The 25,730-nt window shown below is 55.9% G+C and carries 17 protein-coding genes and 1 riboswitch; of the genes, 1 reads left to right on the top strand and 16 read right to left on the bottom strand.

The window, feature by feature from the left end:
* Positions 1–123 precede the first annotated feature (123 nt).
* From MHI24_RS25135 to metA, 5 genes are all read right to left on the bottom strand, one after another.
* A complete protein-coding gene (locus tag MHI24_RS25135) occupies positions 124–4,518 on the bottom strand; it encodes a bifunctional 2',3'-cyclic-nucleotide 2'-phosphodiesterase/3'-nucleotidase (RefSeq protein ID WP_340022284.1) in 4,395 nt (1,464 codons plus the stop codon).
* A gap of 325 nt (positions 4,519–4,843) precedes the next feature.
* Complete coding sequence (locus MHI24_RS25130; protein ID WP_340022283.1) at positions 4,844–5,434, bottom strand: thermonuclease family protein; 591 nt, start codon at positions 5,432–5,434, stop codon at positions 4,844–4,846.
* A 960-nt stretch (positions 5,435–6,394) separates the two neighbouring features.
* Positions 6,395–7,531: a cyclic dehypoxanthinyl futalosine synthase gene (gene mqnC / locus MHI24_RS25125; RefSeq protein WP_340022282.1), complete on the bottom strand. Its 1,137-nt coding sequence runs from the start codon at positions 7,529–7,531 to the stop codon at positions 6,395–6,397.
* 295 nt (positions 7,532–7,826) lie between these two features.
* On the bottom strand, positions 7,827–8,996 hold the full coding sequence (locus tag MHI24_RS25120) for a PLP-dependent transferase (RefSeq protein ID WP_340022281.1): 1,170 nt from the start codon (positions 8,994–8,996) through the stop codon (positions 7,827–7,829).
* A 128-nt stretch (positions 8,997–9,124) separates the two neighbouring features.
* Positions 9,125–10,042, bottom strand: a complete 918-nt coding sequence (gene metA, locus MHI24_RS25115; protein ID WP_340022280.1) for a homoserine O-succinyltransferase — start codon at positions 10,040–10,042, stop codon at positions 9,125–9,127.
* A 114-nt stretch (positions 10,043–10,156) separates the two neighbouring features.
* A riboswitch (SAM riboswitch) is annotated at positions 10,157–10,288 on the bottom strand.
* 420 nt (positions 10,289–10,708) lie between these two features.
* Here metA and corA point away from each other — a divergent pair.
* Complete coding sequence (gene corA / locus MHI24_RS25110) at positions 10,709–11,644, top strand: magnesium/cobalt transporter CorA (protein WP_340022279.1); 936 nt, start codon at positions 10,709–10,711, stop codon at positions 11,642–11,644.
* Positions 11,645–11,725: 81 nt separating this feature from the next.
* Here the strand turns inward: corA and MHI24_RS25105 are convergent, their stop codons facing one another.
* From MHI24_RS25105 to cobJ, 11 genes are all read right to left on the bottom strand, one after another.
* Positions 11,726–12,742, bottom strand: a complete 1,017-nt coding sequence (locus tag MHI24_RS25105; protein WP_340022278.1) for an HRDC domain-containing protein — start codon at positions 12,740–12,742, stop codon at positions 11,726–11,728.
* A 229-nt stretch (positions 12,743–12,971) separates the two neighbouring features.
* Positions 12,972–13,853 carry an ROK family protein gene (locus MHI24_RS25100; protein ID WP_340022277.1) on the bottom strand — a complete coding sequence of 294 codons (882 nt, stop codon included), beginning with the start codon at positions 13,851–13,853 and terminating at the stop codon, positions 12,972–12,974.
* 624 nt (positions 13,854–14,477) lie between these two features.
* Complete coding sequence (locus MHI24_RS25095; RefSeq protein ID WP_340022276.1) at positions 14,478–15,947, bottom strand: cobyrinate a,c-diamide synthase; 1,470 nt, start codon at positions 15,945–15,947, stop codon at positions 14,478–14,480.
* Positions 15,934–17,064 (bottom strand): cobalamin biosynthesis protein, encoded by a 1,131-nt coding sequence (locus MHI24_RS25090; protein ID WP_340022275.1) that lies wholly within the window; start codon positions 17,062–17,064, stop codon positions 15,934–15,936. The genes MHI24_RS25095 and MHI24_RS25090 overlap by 14 nt, the downstream gene beginning before the upstream one ends.
* Positions 17,057–17,860 carry a precorrin-4 C(11)-methyltransferase gene (gene cobM / locus MHI24_RS25085; protein WP_340022274.1) on the bottom strand — a complete coding sequence of 268 codons (804 nt, stop codon included), beginning with the start codon at positions 17,858–17,860 and terminating at the stop codon, positions 17,057–17,059. Before cobM ends, MHI24_RS25090 begins: the two co-directional genes overlap by 8 nt.
* Positions 17,857–18,723: a precorrin-2 C(20)-methyltransferase gene (gene cobI / locus MHI24_RS25080; protein ID WP_340022273.1), complete on the bottom strand. Its 867-nt coding sequence runs from the start codon at positions 18,721–18,723 to the stop codon at positions 17,857–17,859. The genes cobM and cobI overlap by 4 nt, the downstream gene beginning before the upstream one ends.
* A gap of 79 nt (positions 18,724–18,802) precedes the next feature.
* Complete coding sequence (cbiE, locus tag MHI24_RS25075) at positions 18,803–20,026, bottom strand: precorrin-6y C5,15-methyltransferase (decarboxylating) subunit CbiE (protein ID WP_340022272.1); 1,224 nt, start codon at positions 20,024–20,026, stop codon at positions 18,803–18,805.
* A complete protein-coding gene (locus MHI24_RS25070) occupies positions 20,019–21,134 on the bottom strand; it encodes a cobalt-precorrin-5B (C(1))-methyltransferase (protein ID WP_340026784.1) in 1,116 nt (371 codons plus the stop codon). The genes cbiE and MHI24_RS25070 overlap by 8 nt, the downstream gene beginning before the upstream one ends.
* Before the next feature lie 458 nt (positions 21,135–21,592).
* The gene (locus tag MHI24_RS25065; protein WP_340026783.1) at positions 21,593–22,258 is read right to left on the bottom strand and encodes a precorrin-8X methylmutase; all 666 of its coding nucleotides are present in this window, start codon (positions 22,256–22,258) and stop codon (positions 21,593–21,595) included.
* 2 nt (positions 22,259–22,260) lie between these two features.
* Positions 22,261–23,055: a precorrin-6A reductase gene (gene cobK, locus MHI24_RS25060; RefSeq protein WP_340022271.1), complete on the bottom strand. Its 795-nt coding sequence runs from the start codon at positions 23,053–23,055 to the stop codon at positions 22,261–22,263.
* On the bottom strand, positions 23,052–25,724 hold the full coding sequence (gene cobJ, locus MHI24_RS25055) for a precorrin-3B C(17)-methyltransferase (RefSeq protein WP_340022270.1): 2,673 nt from the start codon (positions 25,722–25,724) through the stop codon (positions 23,052–23,054). Before cobJ ends, cobK begins: the two co-directional genes overlap by 4 nt.
* Between the last annotated feature and the right edge of the window lie 6 nt (positions 25,725–25,730).

The raw sequence follows: 25,730 nt of genomic DNA, 5'->3' as shown, positions 1-25,730 counted from the left end.
TAAATCCGTTTCGTGAAAATTCTATCATTCGTTACAGCATACGCTGCCTGTTATCCCAGACAGACCAAGGCCCGTGCTAAGCAGCACGGGCCTTGGTCTGTATATTTTTACATCTACTGTTAATTAAGAGGCTGTCTTTTCCAGCATACGGAAGATAATCACTGCCGCCTGGGCGCGGTTCGCCAGACTCTTTGGTGCAAATTGCTTAACATCCACACCGTTAACGATTCCAGCCTCGGTCAATTGGGCCACCGCCTGCTGAGCGTAAGGCGCAATTTTGGCTTTGTCGGTGAACTTGCCCAATACTACGGCATCTGCCGGCTGAAGCTGGTCTTTGAGCGCATTAGCAATCATAATAGCCATTTCTTCACGGGTAATCTCACGGCCAGGTTCAAATTTGCCATTGCCGGAGCCTTTGACCAGCCCTGCATTCACAGCGGCAGCAATCGGACTGGAGTACCAGACCCCTTGCTTCACATCGCTGAATGATGCAGGTGTTGCTGCATGGTCCAGATTAAGCGAGCGGACAAGCATCGTTACGAATTCCGCACGGGTGACACTCTTTGCCGGTGCAAAGTTCGTGCCGTCCATGCCTTTGACGATTCCTTTGGCAGCGAGCGCATTAATTGCGTCTGCAGCCCAGGCAACCTTGCCCAGATCCTTAAACACTGCAGCGGCAGCCGGTGTAGCGGTTGGCACAGGTGTTGCTGTTGGTGCCGGTGTTGCTGTTGCCGCCGGACTTGGCGTAGCCGAAGGCGACGCTGTAGGCTTAGGAGTTGCGGTCACAACCGGTCCCGGGTTAGAGCCAGGATTGGAGCTAGGCGTAGGAGATGGGGTCACCGTTCCAGGATCTTTCTCCACATTCGTGATCCGGCCTTCGATGGCGGCGGTGATGGCCCCACCATTGAATGTATCCTTAATGTAACCATAGAACACATCCAGATCAATCGGTCCGGCCAGCGAACTGCTTGCCTGTGTCAGTACCTTGTAATTGTCACCGCCCGCAGCCATGAAATTATTGACTACAGCGGTGTAGCTCTTCGTCATTTCAATCGGTGTTCCATCTGTCTTGGTCAGGTTAGCCACACGCTGCCCAACCGGAAGATACATGTTGGCTGTGTATTTCAGGCCGGAGATTTGCAGCGTTTTGATGTCAGGCGTTCCGTCTGCCTTCACATTCCATTGCTGCTGAAGCAGCGTCTTGATCTGTTCACCGGTCAGGGTCAGCTTCACCAGCGTGTTGCCGAACGGCTGGATCTTCGCCAGATCTCCGAAGGATACGTTCCCTTTCGGAAGATCGGCACGGATACCGCCCGGATTCATGAAGGCGAAATCAGCAGGTTCTGAAACTCCGTCATCGAATTTAGCATGACGCATAGCGTCCGCAATCAGGTTGCCCAGCGGAGCTTCCTTGGTGTATGCGTCTGTGCGTGTTACTGTCCCGTCTGTCGTTCCTACAGGCTGGGTCAGTTCAGGGTGACGGTTCAGGTAGAAGTCTACCAGTGCCTTGGTTTCGGCATCGGGTTGAATTTTGCTCTGAACAGTGTTTGTTACTACTGCCTTCTTATCCTTCACCTTGCCTGTAGACCCATCAATGATCAGCTTGATGTCTTCAAAAGCGGTTCCGTAAGAATACGCCTGAACAATCAGCTTGCCGTTGACTACATCGTTAGCGTAGCCGTGGTTGTCGCCGGCCACGATAACGTCAACCGGAGAGTCGGCAGGCAGTGCATTGGCCAGATCTACAGCTTCACCGGTGGATACATTCTTTTTGGTGACTGGATCAACCTTGGTAGTAGCCGGATCATGGGCGAGTACGATGATCGCATTGACGCCCTTGCTCTTCAGCTCGGCAGCATACTGCTCAATCGCTGCTACTTCTTCCTCGGCACTCAGGAATTTTACACCAGCTGTTCCGGCTGGCGATACTTTACTTGGCGTTGCTTTAGTCACAACCCCGATGAAGCCGATCTTCACGCCGCCAACTTCTTTTACAACATAAGGTGTGATAATTGGTTTGCCAGTGCTGCTGTCCACTGCGTTGGCATTGATATAATCGAAATCGGCACCATTATGGACGACCTTATCGTTCTTAGGGTCCTTGCCGCCATAGATTTGAGCCTTCATCGCCTCAACACCTTGGTCAAACTCATGGTTCCCCAGGGTGCCGACGTCGAACTTCATGAGGTTCATCCATTCCATCGTTGGCTTGTCGCGTTCCAGCGAAGATACCGGAGCGGATGCACCCACAGAGTCGCCGTTATGGAACAGCAGAGAATGCTCATATTTGGACCGTGCTTCCTTCAGGTAAGCGGCCAGTGTTGCTGCCGTTCCTACATTTTCCCCGTTCACCACAGAAGTGGTGTCCAGTTGGCCGTGGAAGTCATTGATGCCCAGCAGGTGAACTTCAACATCTCCTGTTGGTGCCGGAACGGCTTTTTTCAAGTTAAGGTTGTAGATTGCAAAGCCTTTGATATCCTGGGCCCCTGTATCTGTAATGCTCGAAGGAGCGGATGCCGCTGCCTTAGGTGAAGAAGTGAAGGTCACATTGACATTCCCTTCAATAGGAGCAATCGACCAGTTGTTGTCTGCTGTAGGATCAACGGTTCCCGCAGCGCTGATATAGTCCATCAACACCTGGCGGTTCTCCATCTGGGAATCAATGATCATGTGCGCGCCTTTGACGCCCGGGAAGTTCCCGCCGCCGCTTGCACGATAGTTGTTGGTAACAACCACAAAGTCCTGTTTAAGATCCAGAGGTTGGTCATTGTAAGTGATGGAGGTTACCCGGCTGGAGGACTCATCGTTGATGCTGCCGTCCGGCTTGTACTTCGCATTGCGGGTCACGTCGATTGTATACTTGATGCCGTCAATAACATCGAAATTATATACAGCAAATGCTGAATTCAGCAGCGGCTGAGGCGTGGAGATGCCCGGCTTGATGCGGTTAAACGCACCAGCACTCATCTCTACCCATTCCTTGACGGTCGAGCCTTTCACTACAATCGCCTTCAGCGTATTGTCATAGAGATACAGATCGCTTGCACTGGCGATAGTAAGGTCGCCCTTCTTAATGTCTGTGTATTCATCCGGGCCGTTGCGTCCAGCCTTAAACGGTGCACCAACGCTCAGGATCGGCAGATCTCTGTATGCGGACAGATTATCATTCGTATGAATCAGGTTAGAAACATACTTCTGCTGGGCATACGTTACAATCTGCACTGTCGGATCATCCTGCACCAGCGCAAAGTAGCTGTTCATCGGCGCAGTTGTCTCACCGAGCGGCTGATTCACGTAATCAATCGTAGCTTGATGTGCCGCTCCGGCAAGATCTTCAATAGCCGTGTCAACAGCTGCGCCTGCAATAGAGCGCGTAGAAGCCTTGGAGGCTGCTTTGTCTACCGCCCAGCCGTCGCTGTTATGGACAATCTTCAGGTCGATCAGGCCCAGATAGCCTCCGCCATAGCCAGCCTGTACAGCAGGAGTGTCGTTGATATGGCCGTTAACATTGTCCACTACGGCAATATCATTATTGTAAGGAAGCTTGGTGGACGGATCTTTGAAGGAAGCATCCAGCTTGCTGTTATCCCCGTTTGTCGGGAATACCTTGTGGGTATGCGAGAAGGTAATGGCATCGATGCCTTTAACCTTGCTCAGCAAGTTGATGACATTCTCCGCATTTTCACCGGAGGCTGCCGCATCGAACCCGGAATGCGTCATGGCAACGATGACATCTGCGCCTTTGTCTCTCATTACAGGCACGAATTCCTCCGCGGTTGCCACAATATCCTTAGCAATTACCTTGCCCTCCAGGTTCACCTTGTCCCACTCCAAAATCTGCGGAGTAACCAGACCCAGGAGGCCGACTTTAATGGTAAACTTATTGCCTTTGCTGTCCGTTACTTCTTTATCGATGATTTTATACGGTTCAAACGTATTTTTACCATCGGACAAATTGTAAATATTCGCATTGATATAAGGGAATTTAGCACCCGTAGAATCTTTATAAGTGGCACTGCTTACATTACCGTTAATCGTACGGTCCAAATAGTCGAGTCCGTAGTTAAATTCATGATTGCCAAAGGTTGCCGCATCATAACCCATGAGGTTCATCGCTGCAATGATCGGGTGAATCTGATCCTCGCTGTCTTTGAAATCAGAAATCTGGGCCATATACGTTCCCAGCGGTGTGCCTTGAATTAAATCGCCGTTGTCCAGCAAAAGGTTATTCTTTCCCTCTGCTTCACTGCGCGCAGCCTTTACCAAGGTTGAAGTACGGTCCAGACCAACAGTCGCGGAGGGGGCACCCTTGAAATAATCCCAGCCGTATACGTTCGTATGCACATCAGTGGTACTCATCAAACGTAAATTAATGGTTCCCGGCTCAATCACCGGAGAAGCCTCAGCCTTTCCTGCCGCCAGCACAGGAACCTGAAATACTCCGCCCAGCACCTGTGCAGCCAGAACTGTGGTAGCCAATAACGAAGCTATCGGCTTGTTCCATCTTCTCTCTCCCATAAATCTAATTTCCTCCCCATGATTGCTATATTATTCTACCACTGTCCGAAAAATTGTATCATAGCCATGCCTATGAATCTATCAAAATTCATTAACGCAATTAATTTGTTGTGTAAAACCTCACATTTTCGCATCATTTTTTGTAAAAAATAACGATACAAATTTACAATTCTATGACAAAACAACAAAAAACCAATTTAAGATGACTCCGCCTGGCAGAATCATACTTAAATTGGCTAAGGTGTATTAGATGTTGTAGAGTGAGTTACACTGGAAAAACTCTAGTTGACCGTCAAAACGTAACATATTCATAGAGTGGAATCTGTCAGCTCCAGCTCCATATACCAAGCTTGGCTTCTTGAGCCTGCGATTGAACCTGTATAAACTGACTTAAATAGTCGACGCCCTTTTGGTCCAACTTATCCGTCTGATCCATTTTAACCCTAGCCAGTCCATTCTCAAGCAGCATTTGGTTAACTATATTATTCTCATAATAGGCAAAAGCCAGTATACGCCCATCTTCGTCCCGCACTGATAGATCAGTCTCCAGTATTATGGTCTTGCCAAGAAGAAGTTTGCTGATAAAAGCTTTAGCCTCCGGTCCAAACGGCTGAACCGGTTGTATTCCGGGAGCATCAATCAGATTAAGCTTAACTTCTTCTATTGCTCCTCCATCCTCCACTTTAATCTGGAAGGTATCACCATCTATAACCGAGATTACCTTTGCGTTAATTTTCTTTGTGAAGGTTGAAGAGGACTTGTCTGTTTTAATTTCATTATCACTGCCTTCAGATTTAAAAATATAAGTTGCAATAACATCTGCGTCATCGTATTTAGCTGGATAAAGACTCTCTAGATGATTAGCAACTAGCAAACTAAAGATCACAACAAATACTATGAATAAATTTTTATTCATTCTTGACCTTCCTCTTGTATGATAAGTCCCTTGTTCCATAAAGCTAGTACAACATCCATCTGCGAATTATGGGATTTCCTCTGGCCTTTCATTACCTCATTCCATAATCTATTTTTATCATTTTTGGGCATCCTTTACGCTGAGAATGCGTGTTTTCTCCGTAAAGCTCATTCGTAGACTGATTCCATCCGTTTAAAGGTGTACAACCAGGTTCGTCCTTAATTAATAGCCGCTAAACCGTACTTGCTTATCACGAGCTCCCCGCTCTTATACTTTCTTCCTGAATGTACTATGGATTCATTATAGTAAATTTTCCCTATATCTGATATATTATTTTCGAAATGAAAGGGGACTTGTAGCGCAACAGTATCAAACAAGAGGTGAGCACATGTTTAATCCAAAGGTCTTCTTCTATTAGTTGTGTCGAGGTAATGGCTGACATAGCTATAATCTAACCCGGCGCGACGGGGATGAAGTTGTTTAAGCAGGAAGAAGTTCAGTCGTGGGAAAATCAGAATCCACATTATTGGAAATACATTAAAAAGTACAAGGACCCTAGGACAGAAAAGCTAAAGGATTATCGCAAAGGAATCAAAAGTGTTCATTTCAACAAAGAATGTAAATCAGCAAGAAAAAATGATTATCGAAAGTACAGAACACAAATGAAATGTTTAATGCGTAGTGAACAATACGATCTTCTAAGCAACTATCAACGAACAAGCGGTTGGATTACTTGGTAAGAAACAATAGTTTAGTAGAATGCACCGTCACTAAATCACGAATACTATTTCATCACCGTTCTCTGTATTCTGAAATGGGGGACTATACAGTTTCCAAGCGTTGTAGCTGAACATGTGAAAATAGCGGGTAAATACTACAAGATGTGTAGTACATACCCGCTATTTTACCTATGATCTATTTACCCTATTATGTTATGCCAAAATCATCTAAAACCTCGCATTAGTTCTGCATAATAAAATCATGATCAATCTTCGCATTCGCATCCTCAAACGTGCGCAGAATGTCATAACGCGTATTGCGCTGCGCCGGGATCTTGCCTGCCTCACGGATGATCTGGGTGATCGACTCGATGTTGACCTTGTAGGTCGCGCCCGCCGAGGACACTACGTTCTCCTCGATCATCGTACTGCCGAAGTCATTGCAGCCGTATTGCAGCGAGAGCTTGCCGATCTCAGGCCCCATCGTGACCCACGAGGACTGGAAGTTCTTAATGTTATCCAGCACCAGGCGGCTGATGGCTACGGTCTTCAGATATTCCTCCGGAGTCTGGCGGTCCAGCTTCAGGTTCGTATTGTCCGGCTGGAAGGTCCAGGAGATGAACGCCAGGAATCCTTCCGAGTCATATTTGTTCGCAATACACTCGTCCTGGGCTTCGCGCACACGCAGCAGATGCAGCGCCCGCTCCTCCATGCTCTCGCCGAGGCCGATTACCATCGTGGCGGTAGTGTTCATGCCGATCCGGTGGGCGGTCTGCATGACATCCATCCATTCACGCCAGGAGCCCTTCAGCCGGCTGATCTTGCGGCGGGTACGGTCATCGAGAATCTCAGCGCCTCCACCCGGCAGGGAATCCAGCCCGGCGGCATGAATCTCGCGCATTACCTGCTCCAGCGGCAGGCCGGAGACCTCCACCATCTTCATGATCTCTGCCGGGGAGAAGGAGTGCATCGTAATGTCCGGGAAGCGTTGCTTAATCCCGCGCAGAATATCCGTATAATAGCTGAATGGCAAATTCGGATTCGTTCCGCCCTGCATCAGAATCTCAGTCCCGTTTACGCTGACTGTCTCGGCAATCTTCTGATAGATAGCTTCATCGGGAAGCACATAGCCTTCCTCCGAGCCGGGTCTGCGGTAGAAGGCGCAGAAGCGGCAATAGACATCGCATACGTTGGTGTAGTTAATATTGCGGCCGATTACGAATGTGGTGATCGGCTCCGGGTGCCAGCGCTTCATAATAATATCTGCTGCCGCCCCCATCTTCTCAATTTCATTGCTCTCAAACAATGTGACCGTATCTTCCAACTGAAGACGTTCACCCTTCAGTGCCTTATCCAGAATAAGATCGATTGCACTCACTGTTCACGGCCTCCTCTTCATCTATGAAGTCTATGAGATAAATACAATTTGAAACAAGCGGAAACGGCTTTGCCGTCCTTTTAGAGGACGGTACCGTTTCAGCGGGAAATAGAAGGATAAGTTATCGTGTGCAACATATAAATTCTTATATTTTAAAATATCCGTTCTTCCATCGTATCACAATCGGCTGCCCTTGAAAAATGTTTCGCAGGAGAGAATTGAAATTCTGCCCACAGCAAACAGCAGCACCCTCCGGCGCTGCTGCCTTGATTGCTATAATATGGAGAGCTTCTGCTTAGTTCTCCAGTTCAAGTCTGGCTGCCTCCAGAGCCTGTCCCAGATCTGCGATCAGATCATCCACATGCTCAATGCCGACAGAGAAGCGCAGCAGCCGGTCATCCACGCCTACAGCATCGCGGATCTCCACCGGAATGTCGGCATGGGTCTGTATCGCCGGGTAGGTCATGAGCGATTCCACTCCGCCCAGACTCTCAGCGAAGGCGATCAGGCGGATATGGCGCAGCAGCGGCTCGACATATCTGGCATCCTTCACCTTGAAGGAGAAGATGCCGGTATTGCCGGAGGACTGGCGGTTCTGGATGGCATAGCCCGGATGCTCCGGCAGCCCGGGGTGGAAGACTTCAGCGATGGCCGGATGCTCCAGCAGATACCGGGCAATGGTCAGCGCATTGCTCTCATGCCGCTCCATGCGCAGCGCGAGCGTCTTCATCCCCTTCATCAGCTGGTAGCTGTCGCTGGGCGCAAGCACAGCCCCAAGCGAATTGTGCAGTACGGCCATTTCCGCCGACAATTCCGCCCCCTTGGTGACAATGAGTCCGGCAAGTACATCGTTATGTCCGCCTAAGTATTTGGTCGCGCTGTGAACGACGATATCTGCCCCAAGCTCCAGCGGACGCTGGAAGAACGGGGTCAGCAGGGTATTATCGACAATCGTGAGCAGCCCGTGCGTGCGTGCCCAGCTACACACCGCTTCAATATCTGTAATCATCATCAGCGGATTCGTCGGCGTCTCGATGAACACGGCTTTGGTGCCCGGCTGGCGGGCTGCCTCCAGCGCATCAAGGTCATTCGTATCCACATAGGAGGCGCTGATGCCATATTTGGTGAGAATTCTCTCCAGCAGCCGGTAAGTCCCGCCGTAGAGATCGAGCGACACTACCAGATGATCCCCTTGTCCAAACAAGGTGAACACGGTGGTGAGCGCAGCCATCCCGGAGGCACACGCGAAGCCCGCATCCCCCGCTTCAAGTGCGGCAGCCGCGTCTTCGAGCACAGTGCGGGTAGGATTTTTGGTACGGATGTAGTCAAAGCCTGTGCTCTGCCCGAGTCTCGGGTGCCGGAAGGCCGTCGACTGATATACCGGATAATTCACCGCTCCGGTGGCGGGGTCCTCCTGCGAACCAATCTGTGCAAGTCTGCTCTCAATTCTCAATTTCTCGTCCATCTCCACGGCCTCCTAAAAGTTTTGTATAGCGTACACGGCCTGATTATTCTTCGGGCAAAACTCACTTCGGAAGCATCAGCAGTGTGTATACAATAATTAATTACTTCTATATAAGAATACTGTGCTGCTTAGATATAAGCCCCGATGTCGTAAGGCGTCTCCTGGTATACATAGTAATTGAGCCAGTTAGAGAATAATAAGTTGGCATGGGCGCGCCAGACAGCCGGTGGGGTGCGGGTCGGATCATCCTTAGGATAGTAGTGCTTCGGCAGCGCGACTTCCATGCCTTTGGCGATATCCCGGTCGTATTCCCATTTCAGCGAGAACGGATCATATTCCGAATGCCCGGTGACAAAAATCTGCTTCCCGTCATGCGTAGCCACCAGGTAGACTCCGGCTTCCTCCGATTCGGCCAGGATCTGCAGCTCGGGATTCGCCTCAATATCCTCACGGGAGACGTCTGTGTGGCGGGAATGCGGAACATGGAACACTTCATCGAAGCCGCGCAGCAGCTTGACATTATTATGGCTCAACGTATGCGGAAACACTCCGAAGCATTTCTCCGGCAGGCTGACCTTGCGCACGCCGAAGTGATGATACAGCCCTGCCTGCGCAGCCCAACATATATGCATGGTCGAGGTTACATTCTGCTTGCTCCACTCAAAGATCACCTTCAGCTCTTCCCAGTAGTTGACATCCTCGAATTCCATCTGTTCTACGGGAGCACCGGTGACGATCAGGCCGTCAAAGCGGCGGTGGCTGATTTCATTGAAGGTTTTGTAAAAGCTCTTCAGATGCTCAGCTGAGGTATTCTTCGACGTATGGGAGCTTGGATGCAGCAGCACCACATCCACCTGAAGCGGCGAATTTCCGATCAGGCGCAGGAGCTGCGTCTCTGTGGTCTCTTTGGTCGGCATGAGATTCAGAATGGCAATCCGCAAGGGACGGATATCCTGATGAAAGGCCTGGCTCTCATCCATTACGAAAATATTCTCACCGGATAACACTTCCTTGGCCGGCAGGCTGTCGGGAATTTTGATAGGCATTGCTGGTTCACTCCTTAACTGGATATAGGGTCTGCATGTCGGCAAACAAGGCATCAACCGCGAAAAAAGACCTTTCCCGGTTGAGAAAGGTCATATCTGCTGTCATATGCGCCTCTCTCATCTGCCAGAGCGCTTTCGCCGGACAATCATTGTCCTGCCAAGCCTCCGCAAGAATTAGCACCGTGCGTTCACACGCCGGTTGCCGGGTTTCATCGGGCCAGTCCCTCCACCTGCTCTTGATAAGATTTCGCGTATTCAATTGGGGTATTTCAGGCACCCGAAGGATGCTTTGCTTAAAATTCACTTTAAATCATGAACCTCCTTTTCGTCAAGTCCATACAATGCTGAAGGAGCCCGCAAAATGAAAAGAATTTCTCTTGTAAGAGGCATATCCCAGCGGTATACTAGACAGGTGCTTCAACCCAATTGGCGAAAAAAAGAGGTGAGAGAAGAATGGAAGGCGACCCGGGCTCGCGAATAAGCGTGCAGAATGAACAACCACACAGGATTAGCATCAGCTTGCCGGCGGCGGGAGCCCTTATTCTTCATGCTCCCGGACCGTCTTGTGGACTTTGTCCATGATTGTACCACCGGCCAAGCTGATTTTTCCGTGTGCTGAAATGAGCATACCCTGGACGAAGACCAGGGACAAAAGGAGTGAATCAGATGAAAATCCGGCTGGTGAATGCAGGGGTTTTTACGCCTATTGATAACATTGAAGATACACTTACCGCCCCGGCTGAGGGGTTCTACTGGATTGATGCGGATACAGAGGATCTGGTTGAGCTTCAGCCCTTATACGGCCTGCATGATCTGGCTGTGGAGGACTGCCTCAGCGAAGAGGATCAGCGTCCGAAGCTTGAAATTTATGAGAGCCATTATTTTATCGTTGTGAACAGTATCCGGTTCGATGATGAGGAAATTTTCCTCCGGGCGCTCAACGTGTTCCTGGGCAGACATTACATCATCACCGTAACCCGGCAGAAGATCCATGAGCTGCGCGTGCTGAAGCCCGTGCTATGGGAGCAGGAGGTCGACGCGCCTGACCGGTTCCTGTATCTGCTGATTGACCTTGTGGTCGACAATTATTTCTCGGTCGGTGACCGGATTGAAGCGCGGATTGAGAAGCTGGAGGAGGATATCCTCATGCACACCAAGAAATCGCATCTCAGCGAGATTATCGGTCTGCGCAGTGAAATTCTCTGGCTGAAGAAGATGCTGGGTCCGCAGAAGGAAGTTATCAACACGCTCAACAAAAAGGATCTCCGGCTGATCGACGATCAGCTCCAGAAGTATTTCAGCGATATCTACGAGAATGCGGTCAAAATCTCTGAAACCTTCGAGACGTACCGCGATCTCATGGGCAACTTGCGCGAAGCCTACCAATCGAGTATTGCGAACCGCGCCAATGAAATCATGCGTGTATTTACAGCGATCACTACTATATTCATGCCGCTGACCGTCATTACCGGGATCTATGGTATGAACTTTGATAATATCCCTGAGATCCACACCGAATACGGCTACTATGGCGTCATTGCCGTCATGGTGACGCTCGGCTGCGGAATGCTCGTGATCTTCCGCAAGAAGGAGTGGCTATGAAGCAGGACGGACGAATAAGCAGGACGAAGGCACCGCATACCACCGGGTATAGGGAGGCCTTCGTCTTTTTGATATATTGTCCTACAGGCTGGTGGCCGCCTCAAGCGGACCCGGGTACTCCCTTCTGAAGCGGAGCCGGATCAGCCGCAGGCGTTCATAATACTGCTCAAGCCCTTCCGCAGGAGCGAAATCCTCCCCGTAAGCCTTATAGAGCACCGGCTTCAGGAAGCTGTCGCCAAGCAGTTCGAAGGCCGTCCAGACCTGATTCTGTTCTTCAGCGGTCACTTCCTTAAGTTCAAGAGCAATCAGCTTCTCCACCGTATAGCCCTCCTTCTCCAGCTCTTCCGCAACCTCCAGTACTTCACGGCGGGGCACTCCGCCAAGTGCAGTAAGCTGGGCCATGTCCTGCCCTTCTTCAATCCCCTGGAGCAGCACCCGCCGCAGCCGCAGCCGTTCCAGCTGTCTTCTGTACTTCAGCTCCTTCTGCTTGTATTGCCAGGATCTGAAGCTCTCTGCGTCAATCACATCACTAACCCAGCCTAGCGGAAAAGAATGCTCGCGCGGAACTGCCGAGGTGATAGCCAGCCAGTCTGCGCCATATTGCGAAGCTTTGCCTTCGCCGACTCCCGGGAGCTGCAGCAGTTCCTCTGCCGTGCGGGGAAGAAATGCGCTGATCATGCGCAGCAGGCGGTTGCTTGCAAGCAGATAGGGGGCTTTCCGCTCGCTGGAGGCCTTCCCCCTGCGCCAGGTGCATAGCTCCTCATAGACCGCCTCATTCCCGAATTGCTCGCTGTAATACTGCAGCCTGAACTGCTCCTGGCTGCGGCTACTGAGCTGATCCTCCTCGTGAAATCCCCCGTCAATCAAGGGCCGGTAGCCTTCCCCCATCTTCATGGCCAGCTCATGCCGGTATACGCACAGCATCTCATTCCATGAGCTGCCTTCATACCATAGGCTGTCGCCCGTCTCCTGCTCCCCGGAGAAATCGCGCCAGCCCAGACGCCACTGCCCCTCCTCCTCTCCAATCCATAGCTGGGCGAAGACCTCCCGGTTCTCTCCTGACATTCTGGACAAGCGGTTCATGAATACAATCTGCATATGTAATCCCTACCTTCTTTGTGTTGCAGCAAGCATTATCCCTGCGCCGGCGGGAAGCTCAGCTTCCCGGATCTGCTGGAGCACTAGGGTCCCGGCAGACCCCCGGACGCACAAAAAGCACCTCTCCCACGAACTTCGTGAAAGAGGTGCTTCCTCTTAAATGCTATACTGTTAAAACCTAGGATACCATATATTACGCAAGAGTCAATGGCTTTTTGCGCGGGCAGTGTTACTTGCGGTCCAGAGCAAGCTTGGCTAAGCCCAGCGCACCGGTAAGACCGGCATTGTCGCCCAGCTGCGGCGGAACAATATAGCTGCCAATGTCCTGGTTCAGTGCGGGATGCTGCACATAGCCTGCAAGCAATTCCTGCAGCTTGGCATGGATCAGCGGGAAGAGCTGGCTCTGCTTCATGACTCCTCCGCCCATTACGATCTTCTGCGGCGAGAGGATCAGTACATAGTTCATCAGGGCATGGGCCAGATAGTGGGCCTCCATCGCCCAGGCCGGGTGGTCCGCAGGCAGCTCGCCTGCCGGCTTGCCCCAGCGCGCTCCGATTGCCGGACCGGCTGCCAGGCCTTCCAGACAATCGCCGTGATACGGGCAGAAGCCCGGATATTGATCTTCCGGATGACGGCGGACCAGAATATGGCCCATCTCGGGATGGGACAGCCCGTGGATCAGCTTCCCGCCCACGACGGCGCCTGCACCGATTCCTGTGCCCACCGTGATATACAGGCAGCTATCTAGCCCCTGCGCGGCTCCCCAGGTATATTCGCCCAGAGCCGCACCGTTCACATCCGTATCGAAGCCAACCGGAACCTTGAACTGCTCCTCCATGGCACCCACCAGGTTATATCCGCCCCAGTGAGGCTTCGGAGTGGTTGTGATATATCCGTAAGTCGGACTGCCGATCACCGGGTCAATCGGTCCAAACGACCCAATCCCCAGCGCCTCCACGCTCTTGCCCGAGAAATAATCCTTCACCAGCCCCATTGTTTCCTGGGGTGTTGTTGTCGGAAAGCTCACTCTGTCAATGACCGTTCCGTCCTCATATCCTACTCCGCATACAAACTTCGTTCCACCTGCTTCAATTGCTCCTAACAATTTCACTGCAGCGTACTCCCCTCTCGGTGTGCATTTAAGCTGTTGCTGCTTAATGCGCGCTATTCCCCCGGCGCCAACCATAACGGCGACATGGAACGGGTGAATTAAGCGCTCTCTCGAAACTATTATACGTGGCTCCCCAGTGTGTGACAAGCGGTTAACATAAAAGGGTGGGAGGACAGGGGGATGGGGGCGGCGCATTGCCATCTTTGGCCACACGTATCCGTGCCGCGCATTGTGATCGGTTTTTCGATTACATTTGCTCCATGCGCCCCTGCCACACCGAATCTGTTCGCTTTTTCGCATACATTTGGCCCACGCGCCCCTGCCACACCGAATCTGTTCGCTTTTTCGCATACATTTGGCCCACGCGCCCCTGCCACACCGGATCTGTTCGCTTTTTCGCATACATTTGGCGCACGCGCCCCTGTCACACCGAATCTGTTCGCTTTTTCGCATACATTTGGCTCACGCACCCCTGTCACGCCGAATGTGTTCGCTTTTTCACATACATTTGGCCCACGCGCCCCTGCCACACCGAATCTGTTCGCTTTTTCGCATACATTTGCCCACGCGCCCCCACACATGCTCACTGTAGCAAGAGGCACCGGCTTGCTGGAAAATCGCCCGTTATGGCCCTGTATCCACAAGAAGCTTCTGCTGATGGTACCTTCTGCATGCGGCTACGAGCCGGCCGGCGGCCGATGGGCAGGAAGCCAGGTGAATATGCGCATAAGCGGCCATGATGTTGCCGCTGATATAGCCTTCAGGCTGGCTGCCCGCCCGGCCCTTGCTCTCATAGGCGAACGCTTGGGGTTCCCCTTCCACATAATTCATAACCGAATAGTGGAATTCATGGCCGCGCAGCCGCTCGCCCCGCTTCAGCAGCAGGCTATCCTGAAGCGCGGTGACTTCACGATAGCCAAGCGCGGCGCGGCGGTCCAGCATCCGGGTATGCGCCGGAAGGATTCCGGCCATCTCATGCACTGCACCGGCGCGGTCCGTCAGGCTGCGGGCGAGAACCATGTAGCCCCCGCACTCCGCATACAGCGGCATTCCGGCCGCAGCTGCCGACCGCAGCCCGCTAAGGAAGAGGGAATTCGCGGCAATCTCCGCCGCGAATTCCTCCGGGAAGCCGCCGCCGAGGTAGATTCCGTCGGCTTCCGGCGGAATCCCTTCGCCGCTAAGCGGGCTGAAGGCAACCAGCCGCGCGCCGGCGCGCGTAAGCAGCTCCAGATTGTCGGCATAGTAGAAATTGAATGCCGCGTCCCTGGCTACTGCAATCACAGGCGCAGGCGCTGCCGGTTCCACCGCCTCCGGCAGCGCCAGACCCACTGCCGGACCCGCTTCCGGCGGATACGGCAGTGCTGGTGCAGCGGCTGCAAGCTCCAGCAGCCGCTCCAGGTCCGTGCCCTGCGCCAGCACATCGGCGCAATGCCCGAAGAGAGGCGCAAGCTCCCCGCGCTCCACAGCGGGCAGCAGGCCCAGATGCCGCTCCGGGACAACCAGGCCGCCGTCGCGGGGCAGCCAGCCGATCACCGGAATGCCGCAGGCTGCTTCGATGGCGGCCTTGACCATCCGGTAGTGCCCCACGCTGCCGCACCGGTTCACAATAACCGCCGCAATCCGCACCTGCGGCTCAAGCTGCATGAAGCCCAGCACAATTGCCGCCGCACTGCGCCCCATGCTGCGGACATCCACAACCAGCACAACAGGGCTGTCTGTCAGCAGGGCGATTTCCGCCGTTGAGCCGGTAAGGGCGGTGTCATCTTTGCCGTCGTACAGCCCCATGACGCCTTCAATCACCGACAGATCGGCATCCGCAGATGCACGCAGGAAATACTCCTGCAGATAGGCGCTTGAAGTCATCCAGGAGTCCAGATTACGGGAGGGGCGGCCGGTGACCGCACTGTGATACGCCGGATCGATATAATCGGGTCCGCATTTGAAGCCCTGGACCGTAAGGCCCTGCCGGGCAAAAGCCTGCATTAACCCCAGCGTTACCGTCGTTTTGCCGGAACCGCTGCCTGTGCCTGCAATCACCAGACGGGCGCGGCGCTGCGGCTCCCGGCCTGCTGCCTCACAATTAAGTCCGTTCACTGTTTCCCCCTCCATTTTCTCCGGGATAGACGACCCGGGCCACGGCGATGGTCACATTGCCGCTCTTCAGCTTGGGCTGCAGCAGAGAAGCCGCTCCCGAAGACAGCAGCGCAGCCGGTTCACAGACCCCGTATGCCCCCGTTGCCCGGAATACCACCTTGGACGGATGCTCCAGTCTGACCGTGTTTAGCTCCTCCGGCGAATACAGCGCCAGCTCCCAGTCATATTTGGCACACAGGGCAAGCAATCCTGCTTCATCGCCCTTGATGCCCGCTGTCGCCACATTCCGCACGCTGCTGAGCGACAGCCTAAGCTCAGCCAGCGTATGCAGGACAACGGCCTCCAGCTCCTCCGCAGAGGTCCCCCGGTTGCAGCCAAGCCCGACGACCAGACTGCGCGGACGGTACATCACTGTACGATCAGCAGGAAGGCCGGAATCCGGCGCTTCCAGCAGCCGGTCGCTCACCAGGATCGCCGCATAACACCGGTATCCGCTCTGCCGCAGCTCCTCCGTGCTGGCGAACAAATGGACATGCTCCGGCAGCGCAGCGCCCGGGGGCAGCCATTCCCGTTCACCGCTCTCCTGGACCACAGCCACCGGCTCCCCGTTTACAATCGCGGCACTGACCGATTTCATCGGCCCAAAGCTGTCGGCGCGCCAGCCGTATTCCCGGCCAAGCAGGTCCACAGCGAATGTGCCCTGCACATCCGAGGCGGTCGTAATGACCGGGTGGCTGCCGAGCAGTCCGGCAATCTGGAGCGTCAGCCGGTTGGCTCCCCCCAGATGTCCGGACAGCATGCTGATGACATGCTCGCCGCGCTCATCGATGACGATGACGGCGGGATCGGTCCGTTTGTCCCGCAGAAGCGGAGCGGTCAGCCGGACAGCTGCGCCCAGCGAGAAGAACAGAATGACCGCTTCATAATCACGGAACAGCCCGGGCAGAAGCTCCTTTACCGGCCCGTCGAAGACAGTAAGCCTCCCGTTCTCTCCCTCCAGCCCGCCGCTGTATTTGGCATAGCTGAAGACAGCGGTGCCTTCCAGAAGCTCCCCCAGCCTCAGGGCCAGCCGGGTTCCGTTCCGGGTAATGGCAACCGCCGCGTAACGCTTACCCACCGGAGACGGTTCCTTCCCGGCAGCCATGGGTGAAGGCCTTATCATACAGCCTGGAGCGGTGGCTGTCCCGGTCCGTTAGGCCCGGGTCCAGTGCCCATCCGGCCAGAATCATAGCGTGCATCGTGATCCCCGCTTCACGCAGATCGGCCTCCAGCCTCGCCACTGTCGTCCGCAGAATCTGCTGGTCCGGCCAGCTGGCCCGCTGCACGACAGCCACCGGCGTCTCCGGGCTCCAGCCTGCCGCCAGGAACTCGCTGCTCACCTGCCCGGCCAGGGAAGCGCTAAGAAACACCGCCACCGTACAATGATGCTCCGCCAGCTTGCGCAGCTGCTCACGCTCCGGCACCGGGGTGCGTCCTTCCGCACGGGTCAGAATGACCGTCTGCGTCAGCTCCGGCACGGTCAGCTCTGCGCCAAGCGCTGCGGCAGAGGCGAACACAGAGCTTACGCCCGGCACGATCTCATAGCGGACGCCGCACAGCTTCAAGAGCGACATCTGCTCCAGAATCGCACCGTACATGGACGGGTCGCCGGTGTGGACGCGGGCTACGCTTTTCCCGGCCTGAACAGCGCCAGCCATCAGCTCCACCTGCTGCTCCAGGTCCATACCCGAGCTCTGGAACACCTCTGCACCGGGCTTCGCGCTGCGGATCAGCTCCGCGCTGACCAGCGAATCGGCATAGAGCACCAGATCGGCCGAGCGCAGAATCCGGCTGCCCTTGACCGTAATCAGCTCAGGATCACCGGGGCCGGCCCCTACAATATATACCTTCGGCTCCAGGACAAGTCCGGTCATTTGCTCACCACCATCAGACTTAAGTACTCCACATCCTTGCCCCGCAGCTCCCGCGCATCCCGCCAGACGGCCTCATGCGGCGAGGTCACCTTGGTCACTACCGAAGCCCGGCCGGACAAGCCCAGCTCATCCAGCACATCCAGCACCAGATCCAGCACCTTGGCCACCTTGAGGAACACCACCGTATCGTGGTGCAGCAGCGCTTCCTTGAGCAGATTGCGGTCGTCTGTGGCCGGAATAATCCCCACCCGCTGATTGCCGTCCGCCAGCGGCTGCTCCAGCGCCGCCGCAGCGCCCAGCACCGAAGAGATCCCCGGAACCGAGACAACCGGCACACCGGGGTGCAGCTCCTGCATCAGCCGGGCCAGATGAATGAAGGTGCTGTAGAGATTAGGATCACCCTCCGTCACAAAAGCCACATCCCGCCCCTGCTTCAGCTCCCCCCAGCACAGCTCCGCCGTGCGGGTCCAGCCGCTGGCCAGCAGCTCGGGATCTTTGGTCATAGGGAACACCAGGCCGAGCATGATTTTGTCCTGCGGCTGCACATGCAGCTCGATGATTTCGTAGGCGTAGGATTTGCCGCCTTTTTGCGTGGCCGGATAAGCAATCACCGGACATTCGCGCAGCAGCCGGCACGCCTTGAGCGTGATCAGCTCCGGGTCACCGGGACCGACTCCAATGCCGTATAGCGTGCCGACCGCCCGGGGAGTCAATCGTTCCTCCAGCTTCAGCCCTTCCTCAGCGCCATAGAGCGCCTCCGCAGCCTGCATCGCCGCTTCAGCCAGCAGTGTCTCCGGGGCAGCTCCTGCGGCGGCCTCCTGCCCGTCCATGTGCAGGCGCGGCTCCGTTACATTCGTCTTCATTGCGGGTTCCTCCTTCGGTAATGATTCTGTCATTTTCTGCTATTACGAATGATTCGGTGCCGGAACTGCATTTCCTGCCTCATTCCTTGCGCCCGCTGACCACATAGACAGGGTTCATCCCGTCGAACCGGGTCATGCCGAGAATCGGCTTGCCGCGCGATGCCTGAAGCAGGGTGACCTCTACGGCAAGCCCGGCCGACTTCAGTGCCCCCATGCTGCCGTGCAGCGTCTCCACCGTAATGGCCCCCACCACGATCCGGCCTTCAGGCCGCAGTCTCGCCGCGCTATAAGCAATAATATTCGCCAGCTCCCCGCCGCTGCCGCCGATGAAGACCGCATCGGGGTCAGGCAGGGGAGCTAATCCCTGCGGCGCCTTTTCATGAATAATCTGGTAGTCAGCCCGGAAGTGCAGGCGGTTCGCCGCCATGTTAGGCAGGTTCTCTTCGCCTTTCTCGATGGCATAGACCTTGCCGAGCCTGGCGATCCGCGCACATTCCGCTGCCACCGCACCGGAGCCGGAGCCGACATCCCAGACCACGGCATCCTCGCACAGATTCAGCTCCGACAGGACCAGTGCGCGGACCTCGCGCTTGGTAATCAGGCCTTTCTCCGGCTTACGCTGCCGGAAATTCTCATCCGGGTAAGCGAATCCCCGCCGCAGTGGAACGTTACTTCCCGGCTTCCTGCGCAGAATTACCACATTCAATGCGTCGAATTCGCCTGCTGCCATCTCCTCCAGCTCCCAAAAGCGGCAGATTTCGCCGTTCCCGCCCAGCCGTTCACAGACGAAAGCCTCATATTCCGTCATCCCGAATTCCAGCAGATAAGCGGCGATCACCGCAGGAGTATTGTTTGCGTCTGTCAGCAGGGCCACCTTGTGCCTGCCGTCCATCCGCTGGGCCAGTCCCTGAATGGGCCGTCCGTGCAGGCTGATCAGCTCGGCATCCTGCCAGCTGTCCCCCAGCCGGGCAAAAGCAAGCTGCACGCTGCTGTAATGCGGAATCACCTCCACATTCTCAGGTCCAAACCTGCGGACAAGATATCCGGCAATGCCAAAAAAGAGCGGGTCCCCCGAGGCCAGCACCACGGTCCGCCGCTCACGCCACACCTCCTCCAGCTTGTCTGTAAAGGGCTTGAGCCCGCCTTGCAGCACGATTTTGTCACCTGTATATGTACCGAAAAAGCCCAGCTGCCGCTCACCGCCGAGCAGAACCTCACTGTTATTCACCAGGCTCAGGCTGTCCGGCGTCAATCCGCCCGCGCCATCCTCCCCGATCCCGATCACATGAATCACGTTACCCATCCATCTCCGCCCTTCCCAGCACCCGGCCCTTCATCGTAATCAGCACCATTTCCACCATCATGCCGCCGTTCACCGCTCGCAGACTCTGTTCACAGACATGCCTGCACAGCTGCGCAAAAAAAACGGTATTCCCCGCCTCCGTCATCAGATCCACCACCTGGGAGGCCGTATTCGCACCGGCAATCTCCCGGATCTGCTTCTCCTCAGCCCCCGCTTCCCGGGCCACTGCGGCCAGAAATCCGAAGTCGACCGGAGCATTCCTGGAGTGGATCAGCATCGCCCCCTGCGCGACCTTGGAGAATTTGCCGGCCATTCCGACCAGCGTCACCTTGCGGAGCCCGTAGGCCTTGGCATGCTCCAGCGAGAAGCCCACATATTCCCCCATCTGCACAAAAGCCTCCTCCGGAAGCTCCGGGAACATCGCGATCGCATATTTCTCGCTGCTGCCGCCGGTGGTCAGCACGATCTGCCTGTTCCCCGCCGCAGCCGCGACCGATATCGCCTGGACCACACTGGCCTTATAAGCCTCGGTGGAGAAGGGCGTAACGACACCCCGCGTGCCCAGAATAGAAATACCGCCGACGATGCCAAGGCGCGGATTCAAGGTCCGCTGCGCGATACTCTCGCCTTCCGGCACGCTGATGACGACCTTCAGCCCCCGCGCAGCGCCATGCTCCTCCAGTACCTCTGACACCGCCTGCTGAATCATCTGCCGCGGTACGGGATTAATCGCTGCTTCTCCGACAGGCATCGGCAGGCCCGGCTTGGTGACCCGTCCGACCCCGCGGCCCCCGTCAATTTCCACCCCCGGCTGCTTCCGCCAGCTTACCGCTGCTTCGATCCAGGCCCGGTGCGTCGCATCGGGATCATCTCCGGCATCCTTTACCGTAGCACAGCTTGCCGAGTCCAAGCCGCCAGACTGCCAGCCCGTTAGCTCAAACGTATGCCGGAACCCGGCCGGAAGGTCGATCTCGACCGCTGGAAGGCGCTCGCCTGTGATGAGCAGCAGCACTGCACCTTTGGCTGCGGCGGCAGCGCAGGCACCGGTTGTGTAGCCCTTGCGCAGAGGGGGAGCCGGGGTCTCCTCCCCGGATGCGGAACCGGCCATTCCGGAATCAGCCGCCTGCTCAGCTTGCCCCGTACCTGCTTGACCATTTTCTTTACTGCGGCTCCCCCTGCCGGCTTGATCAGATGTTCCCTTCGTCATGGCCCTCCCTCTTTCTGGCTCCATTGCACTTTATACACTAGCTCCCCGTCATATCCGCCCAAAAAATCAATCTGCTGTACTTGGTACATTAGAATTTGGTGAAGGAAGCGTTTTGGAGTCTATCTTCAAAAATCAAGTGTACGAACTGCAATAGAACCGGATTTCATTCATGAAATTGCGGATTCTACTGTATAGAATACAATCAGCGGACCCACAGTCACACGCCGCAGCCGATCCTCATCCACACATTAACCCGTCATCGGTGAGAACGGGCATCAGAATTCTAAATAGCTCTATTGCTGATCCCTCCGCTTGTTCATTCATGCACCAATTCCCAGTCCCCTGATCCTTTGATCCGGCTACCCCAACTCACCTTCAGCCCGGCGGACCGCCAGCAGACTCAGCGCGTTCACGGCTGCGACCACGACCGTACTGCCACCCTTGCGGCCGATGTTGGTGATGTAGGGAATGTCCAGCTTGCGCAGCTCCTCCTTGGATTCCGCCGCTGAGACGAAGCCGACCGGCATTCCGATCACCAGCCCAGGCTGCGCCAGACCTTCCTTGACCAGACGGATCAGCTCCAGCAGAGCCGTCGGCGCGTTGCCGATGACATAGATGCCTCCCGGAGCCTGTGCACAGGCCTTGCGCGTGGCGATAATCGCCCGGGTAGTCCCCAGCGCCTTCGCTTCCGCGATAACATCGGGATCTGAGATATGTACTCTGACTTCTCCGCCGTACCGCTGAATCCGTTCCTTGGCTATGCCCGCCTCCACCATCCGCACATCCGCAATAATCGGCTTGCCCTGGAGAATCGCGCTGATCCCGGCCTCAACTGCTCCGTCATGAAACACAAGGCTGCGCCCCAGCTCAAAATCAGCAGAAGCATGAAGGACCCGCTGTACCACCGGATACTCCAGACTGCTGAAGGAATGCTCCCCCAGTTCCTCGGTAATCATCTGAAAGCTAAGACTCTCAATCTCCTGCGGCTGCACTGTCACCGGCCTAAACTCTGTACCGAAATCCACATTCATCCCTCTTCCCCTGTCATTTGAAGCGCAGCCCTCACGGCAGCCGTAATCCCGTCAAACGAATCAAATACATTCCCGCTGCCGCCGTAGGACAACCCCGGACGCATAATCAGAATGACATACAGACCCATATCCAGCGCGGCATACAGCTTCTCATCCACCGAGCCTTCCGCTCCGCTCTCCTTCGTAATCATGACCTGTGTGCCATACTGCCGGTAGAGTGCTTCATTCATTTCTCTGCTAAAAGGGCCCTGAAGCGCAATAATATTCCGCTGCTCGATGCCCAGGGCCAGACACTTCTCCAGATTCTCCAGGCAGGGCAGCAGCCTGACGGTCAGCCGGATATCCGGATCGCCCAGCAGCTCCTGCGCAAACACCTCCAGCGTCTTCCCGCCGGTGGTCAGCATAATGGAGCCCTTCAGCATCTTCGCCCTGCGCGCTGCCTCTTCATAGGAGTGCACCAGGATCAGCCGGGGGTGGCTGTCATAGATCAGACTCTGCCGTTCGTAGCGAAAATACGGCAGGCCCAGCGCAGCCGCCGCGTCCAGTGCGTTAGCGTGGGCCTCCAGCGCAAAGGGATGGCTGCCGTCTACCACAGCACGGTAGCCCCCCTCCCGCAGCAGCGAGATCATCGCCGCCCGGTCCAGCCTGCCCACGCGGGTGTCAATACCTGCTTCCTCCAGCCGCTCCGCCGCGCTTGCGGTCACCACGCTGGCCTTCAGCGGCAGCCCTTGGCGCGACAGGCTCAGCGCCAGCTCCCGGGCATCGCTGGTGCCGCACAGCATCAGAATCATCGCGGCTCCGGCAGCTCCCGGCCCTCTGCCGCAGCTGCTGTCTCCGTTACAGCATGCTGCCCATGACATCCATGCCCGTGATTGTGCTGCCCATTATGGCCGTGGCAACCATGACCTTGGCCATGATGACCTTGGCACACATGCTCATGGTTGTGATGTTCATGGTGCCCGTGGTTATGATGACTATGCCCATGCTCCTCATGCCCGTGATGCTCCTCACCATGATGGTGGTGGTGGTGATGCAAAGAGGCTTCATCGCGGAACCGGCAGTTATCGCAATTGCTGAAGGCCTGGCCTTCCAGCGTCTCATCGATCCGGTCATTCAGCATATCCAGCAGCAGCGGATGCGCCCCCAGAGGGCCGCCCATCTCCACTTCAATCTCCGGATGCTCAGCTGCAAAGCGCGAGACCGTCTCCGCGAACTGCTCCATCAGCACACCGGTGAACAGCAGATACGGCAGTACAATAATTCTGCGCGCACCCAGCGCCAGGCAGCGTTCAAGGCCTTCCGGCAGCGAGGGCTTGGCGACAGCAATGAAGCAGCTCTCCACAGTGCGGTAGCCGGTTCGCTCCCACAGCAGCCGTCCCAGCTTATAGAAGTCGCTGTTGGCATCCGGGTCACTGCCCCCGCGACCCATCAGCAGCACGGCCGTGTCCTCGTCCGCAACTGCGGAAGTGCGGGCTGGACGCAGCGGCAGCTGCTCCGCCTCGCTGATCCGGTCCAGCAGCAGCTCCACTGCCCGCTGCTGCACGCCCAGCGGCCGTCCATAAATGAACTCCACACCGGGATATTTCCGCTTGGCCTCATCAATCGCCATCGGAATGTCCAGCTTCGAGTGCCCCGCAGCGAACAGAATAATCGGCACAATATAAATCTGAGTAGCGCCATCTTCCACACATTTGGCAATTCCGCCGAGAATGGACGGCGCTGCCAGCTCGATGAAGCAGGTCTCAATCTTTAGCTCGGGCCTGCGCACCGCAAGCTGGCCGGTGAACCGGAGCAGCTCCTCATTTCCGGCCGGAACCCGGCTGCCGTGTCCAACCAGCAATACAGTCTTCATGGTTCGTTCTCCTCCAGGGATATCTTGGTTATTTGGTACAATGCCGGCAGGGCTGCTGTACATCCGTTCATAATAAGCGGAATACCGTTCGTTCTCCCGGCCATGGGCGATGTAATCCTCCACAGCCGCAGCAACAGCGGCTACCGCCGCCTCTTCGTCCATCCCTTCACGGACGAGGACACCCGCATGTGCGCCCCGGCCGGACTTCTTGCCGCCCAGATACAGCTCATAGCTGCCGCGTGAATACACCAGCCCGATGTCGTCCAGCACAGCCGACGAGCAGGCCATCCCGCAGCCTGCAACACTAATGTGCAGCTCTCTTGGCACCGCAAGCCCGTGCAGCTGGCTGTGTAGCCGGGCAGCCGCGTTCAGCGCTCCGCTCCGGCGCAGCTCACAGAACCCGCAGGTCTTCACCTTCACGTAATCACCCGGAACACCGGCGTTCAATCCGGCCGCGATCAGTTTCGCTCCCGCCTCCGCTTCATCCATCCGGCTTCCGCGCAGCAGGAAGGTTCCATCCTTCGTATAAATCAGTTGCCCCTCATCGCCTGCCAGTTCAGCCAGCAGCTTCATCTGGGCACCGCTATATTCACGGCTGCCAACCGCTGGCGAGACCTCCATCTCCCACAGGTCCGCCATAGCCGCCTTCTCCCGCACCAGCCCCGCGCGGTCTTCTGCCATAACCGTCTTACCGCCTTGCGCTCCAACGCTCCGGACTTCTTCCGCCGCAGCTGCCTTCCCAATCTCTGCTCCAGCACTCGCGCCCGCTTCCGCCGCTGCCAGCGACCAGGGCTCCGCCGCCGGGCGCAGCCGCTCATGCGGCTTCAGCGCCTGCGTCTGCGCCCCCAGACTATACTTGCGCTCATATCCGCGCGGCGTGACCATCAGCCCCTCGTAGACCATCGTCGCCGAGTTGCCGACCACCACGGTCGAGAGCATGCCGATCTCATGCTCCAGCATATCCTGCAGCGTGGTGACGACCGTCTGCTGGCGGTCCCGGTAGGCGCTTTTGACAATGCCGACGGGGGTGGACGGATCACGGTAGCGCAGCAGAATCCGGCGCGCCTCTTCAATCTGCCGCGTCCGTCTGCCGCTGCGCGGATTATAGAAGGCCACGACGAAATCGGCAGCCCCTGCCGCCTCCACGCGCGCAGCAATGCTCTCCCATGGCGTCAGATGATCGCTCAGGCTGATGGTACAGGCGTCATGCATAATCGGCGCCCCGAGCAGAGAGGAGCAGGATTGAATCGCCGATATTCCCGGAATGACCTCAACCTCAACGCCGCTGGAAGGGCTCCATCCATGCTCGATGAGCACCTCATAGACCAGACCCGCCATCCCGTATACACCGGCATCACCGCTGGAGATAACAGCTATCTTCTGCCCCGCCTCCGCTCTGCGCACCGCCTCCTGGGCCCGGCTGACCTCCTCGGTCATGCCGGTGCCGACAATCTCCTGATGCTTAAGCAGCGGCCGGATCAGATCTACATAAGTGGTATAGCCGATGACGGCTTCGCTCTCTTTGAGCGCGGCCAGCGCCCGGCCGGTAATATGCTCCAGCGCTCCGGGGCCGAAGCCGATAATCAGCAGTTCTCCTTGTTTCCCCATTCTTCT

The sequence above is a fragment of the Paenibacillus sp. FSL K6-1096 genome (assembly GCF_037977055.1).
Taxonomy (GTDB): domain Bacteria; phylum Bacillota; class Bacilli; order Paenibacillales; family Paenibacillaceae; genus Paenibacillus_AQ.
This window is presented reverse-complemented; position numbering and strand designations above follow the sequence as displayed.

Excerpts from the sequence above, each read along its gene's own strand:
- MHI24_RS25070 (WP_340026784.1), bottom strand. The coding sequence starts at position 21,134 with ATGGCCGGTTCCGCATCCGGGGAGGAGACCCCGGCTCCCCCTCTGCGC.
- metA (WP_340022280.1), bottom strand. The coding sequence starts at position 10,042 with ATGCCTATCAAAATTCCCGACAGCCTGCCGGCCAAGGAAGTGTTATCC.
- cobI (WP_340022273.1), bottom strand. The coding sequence starts at position 18,723 with ATGAAGACGAATGTAACGGAGCCGCGCCTGCACATGGACGGGCAGGAG.
- MHI24_RS25135 (WP_340022284.1), bottom strand. The coding sequence starts at position 4,518 with ATGGGAGAGAGAAGATGGAACAAGCCGATAGCTTCGTTATTGGCTACC.
- cobJ (WP_340022270.1), bottom strand. The coding sequence starts at position 25,724 with ATGGGGAAACAAGGAGAACTGCTGATTATCGGCTTCGGCCCCGGAGCG.
- MHI24_RS25120 (WP_340022281.1), bottom strand. The coding sequence starts at position 8,996 with ATGGACGAGAAATTGAGAATTGAGAGCAGACTTGCACAGATTGGTTCG.
- cbiE (WP_340022272.1), bottom strand. The coding sequence starts at position 20,026 with ATGGGTAACGTGATTCATGTGATCGGGATCGGGGAGGATGGCGCGGGC.
- corA (WP_340022279.1), top strand. The coding sequence starts at position 10,709 with ATGAAAATCCGGCTGGTGAATGCAGGGGTTTTTACGCCTATTGATAAC.
- cobM (WP_340022274.1), bottom strand. The coding sequence starts at position 17,860 with ATGACCGGACTTGTCCTGGAGCCGAAGGTATATATTGTAGGGGCCGGC.
- cobK (WP_340022271.1), bottom strand. The coding sequence starts at position 23,055 with ATGATTCTGATGCTGTGCGGCACCAGCGATGCCCGGGAGCTGGCGCTG.
- MHI24_RS25105 (WP_340022278.1), bottom strand. The coding sequence starts at position 12,742 with ATGCAGATTGTATTCATGAACCGCTTGTCCAGAATGTCAGGAGAGAAC.
- MHI24_RS25130 (WP_340022283.1), bottom strand. The coding sequence starts at position 5,434 with ATGAATAAAAATTTATTCATAGTATTTGTTGTGATCTTTAGTTTGCTA.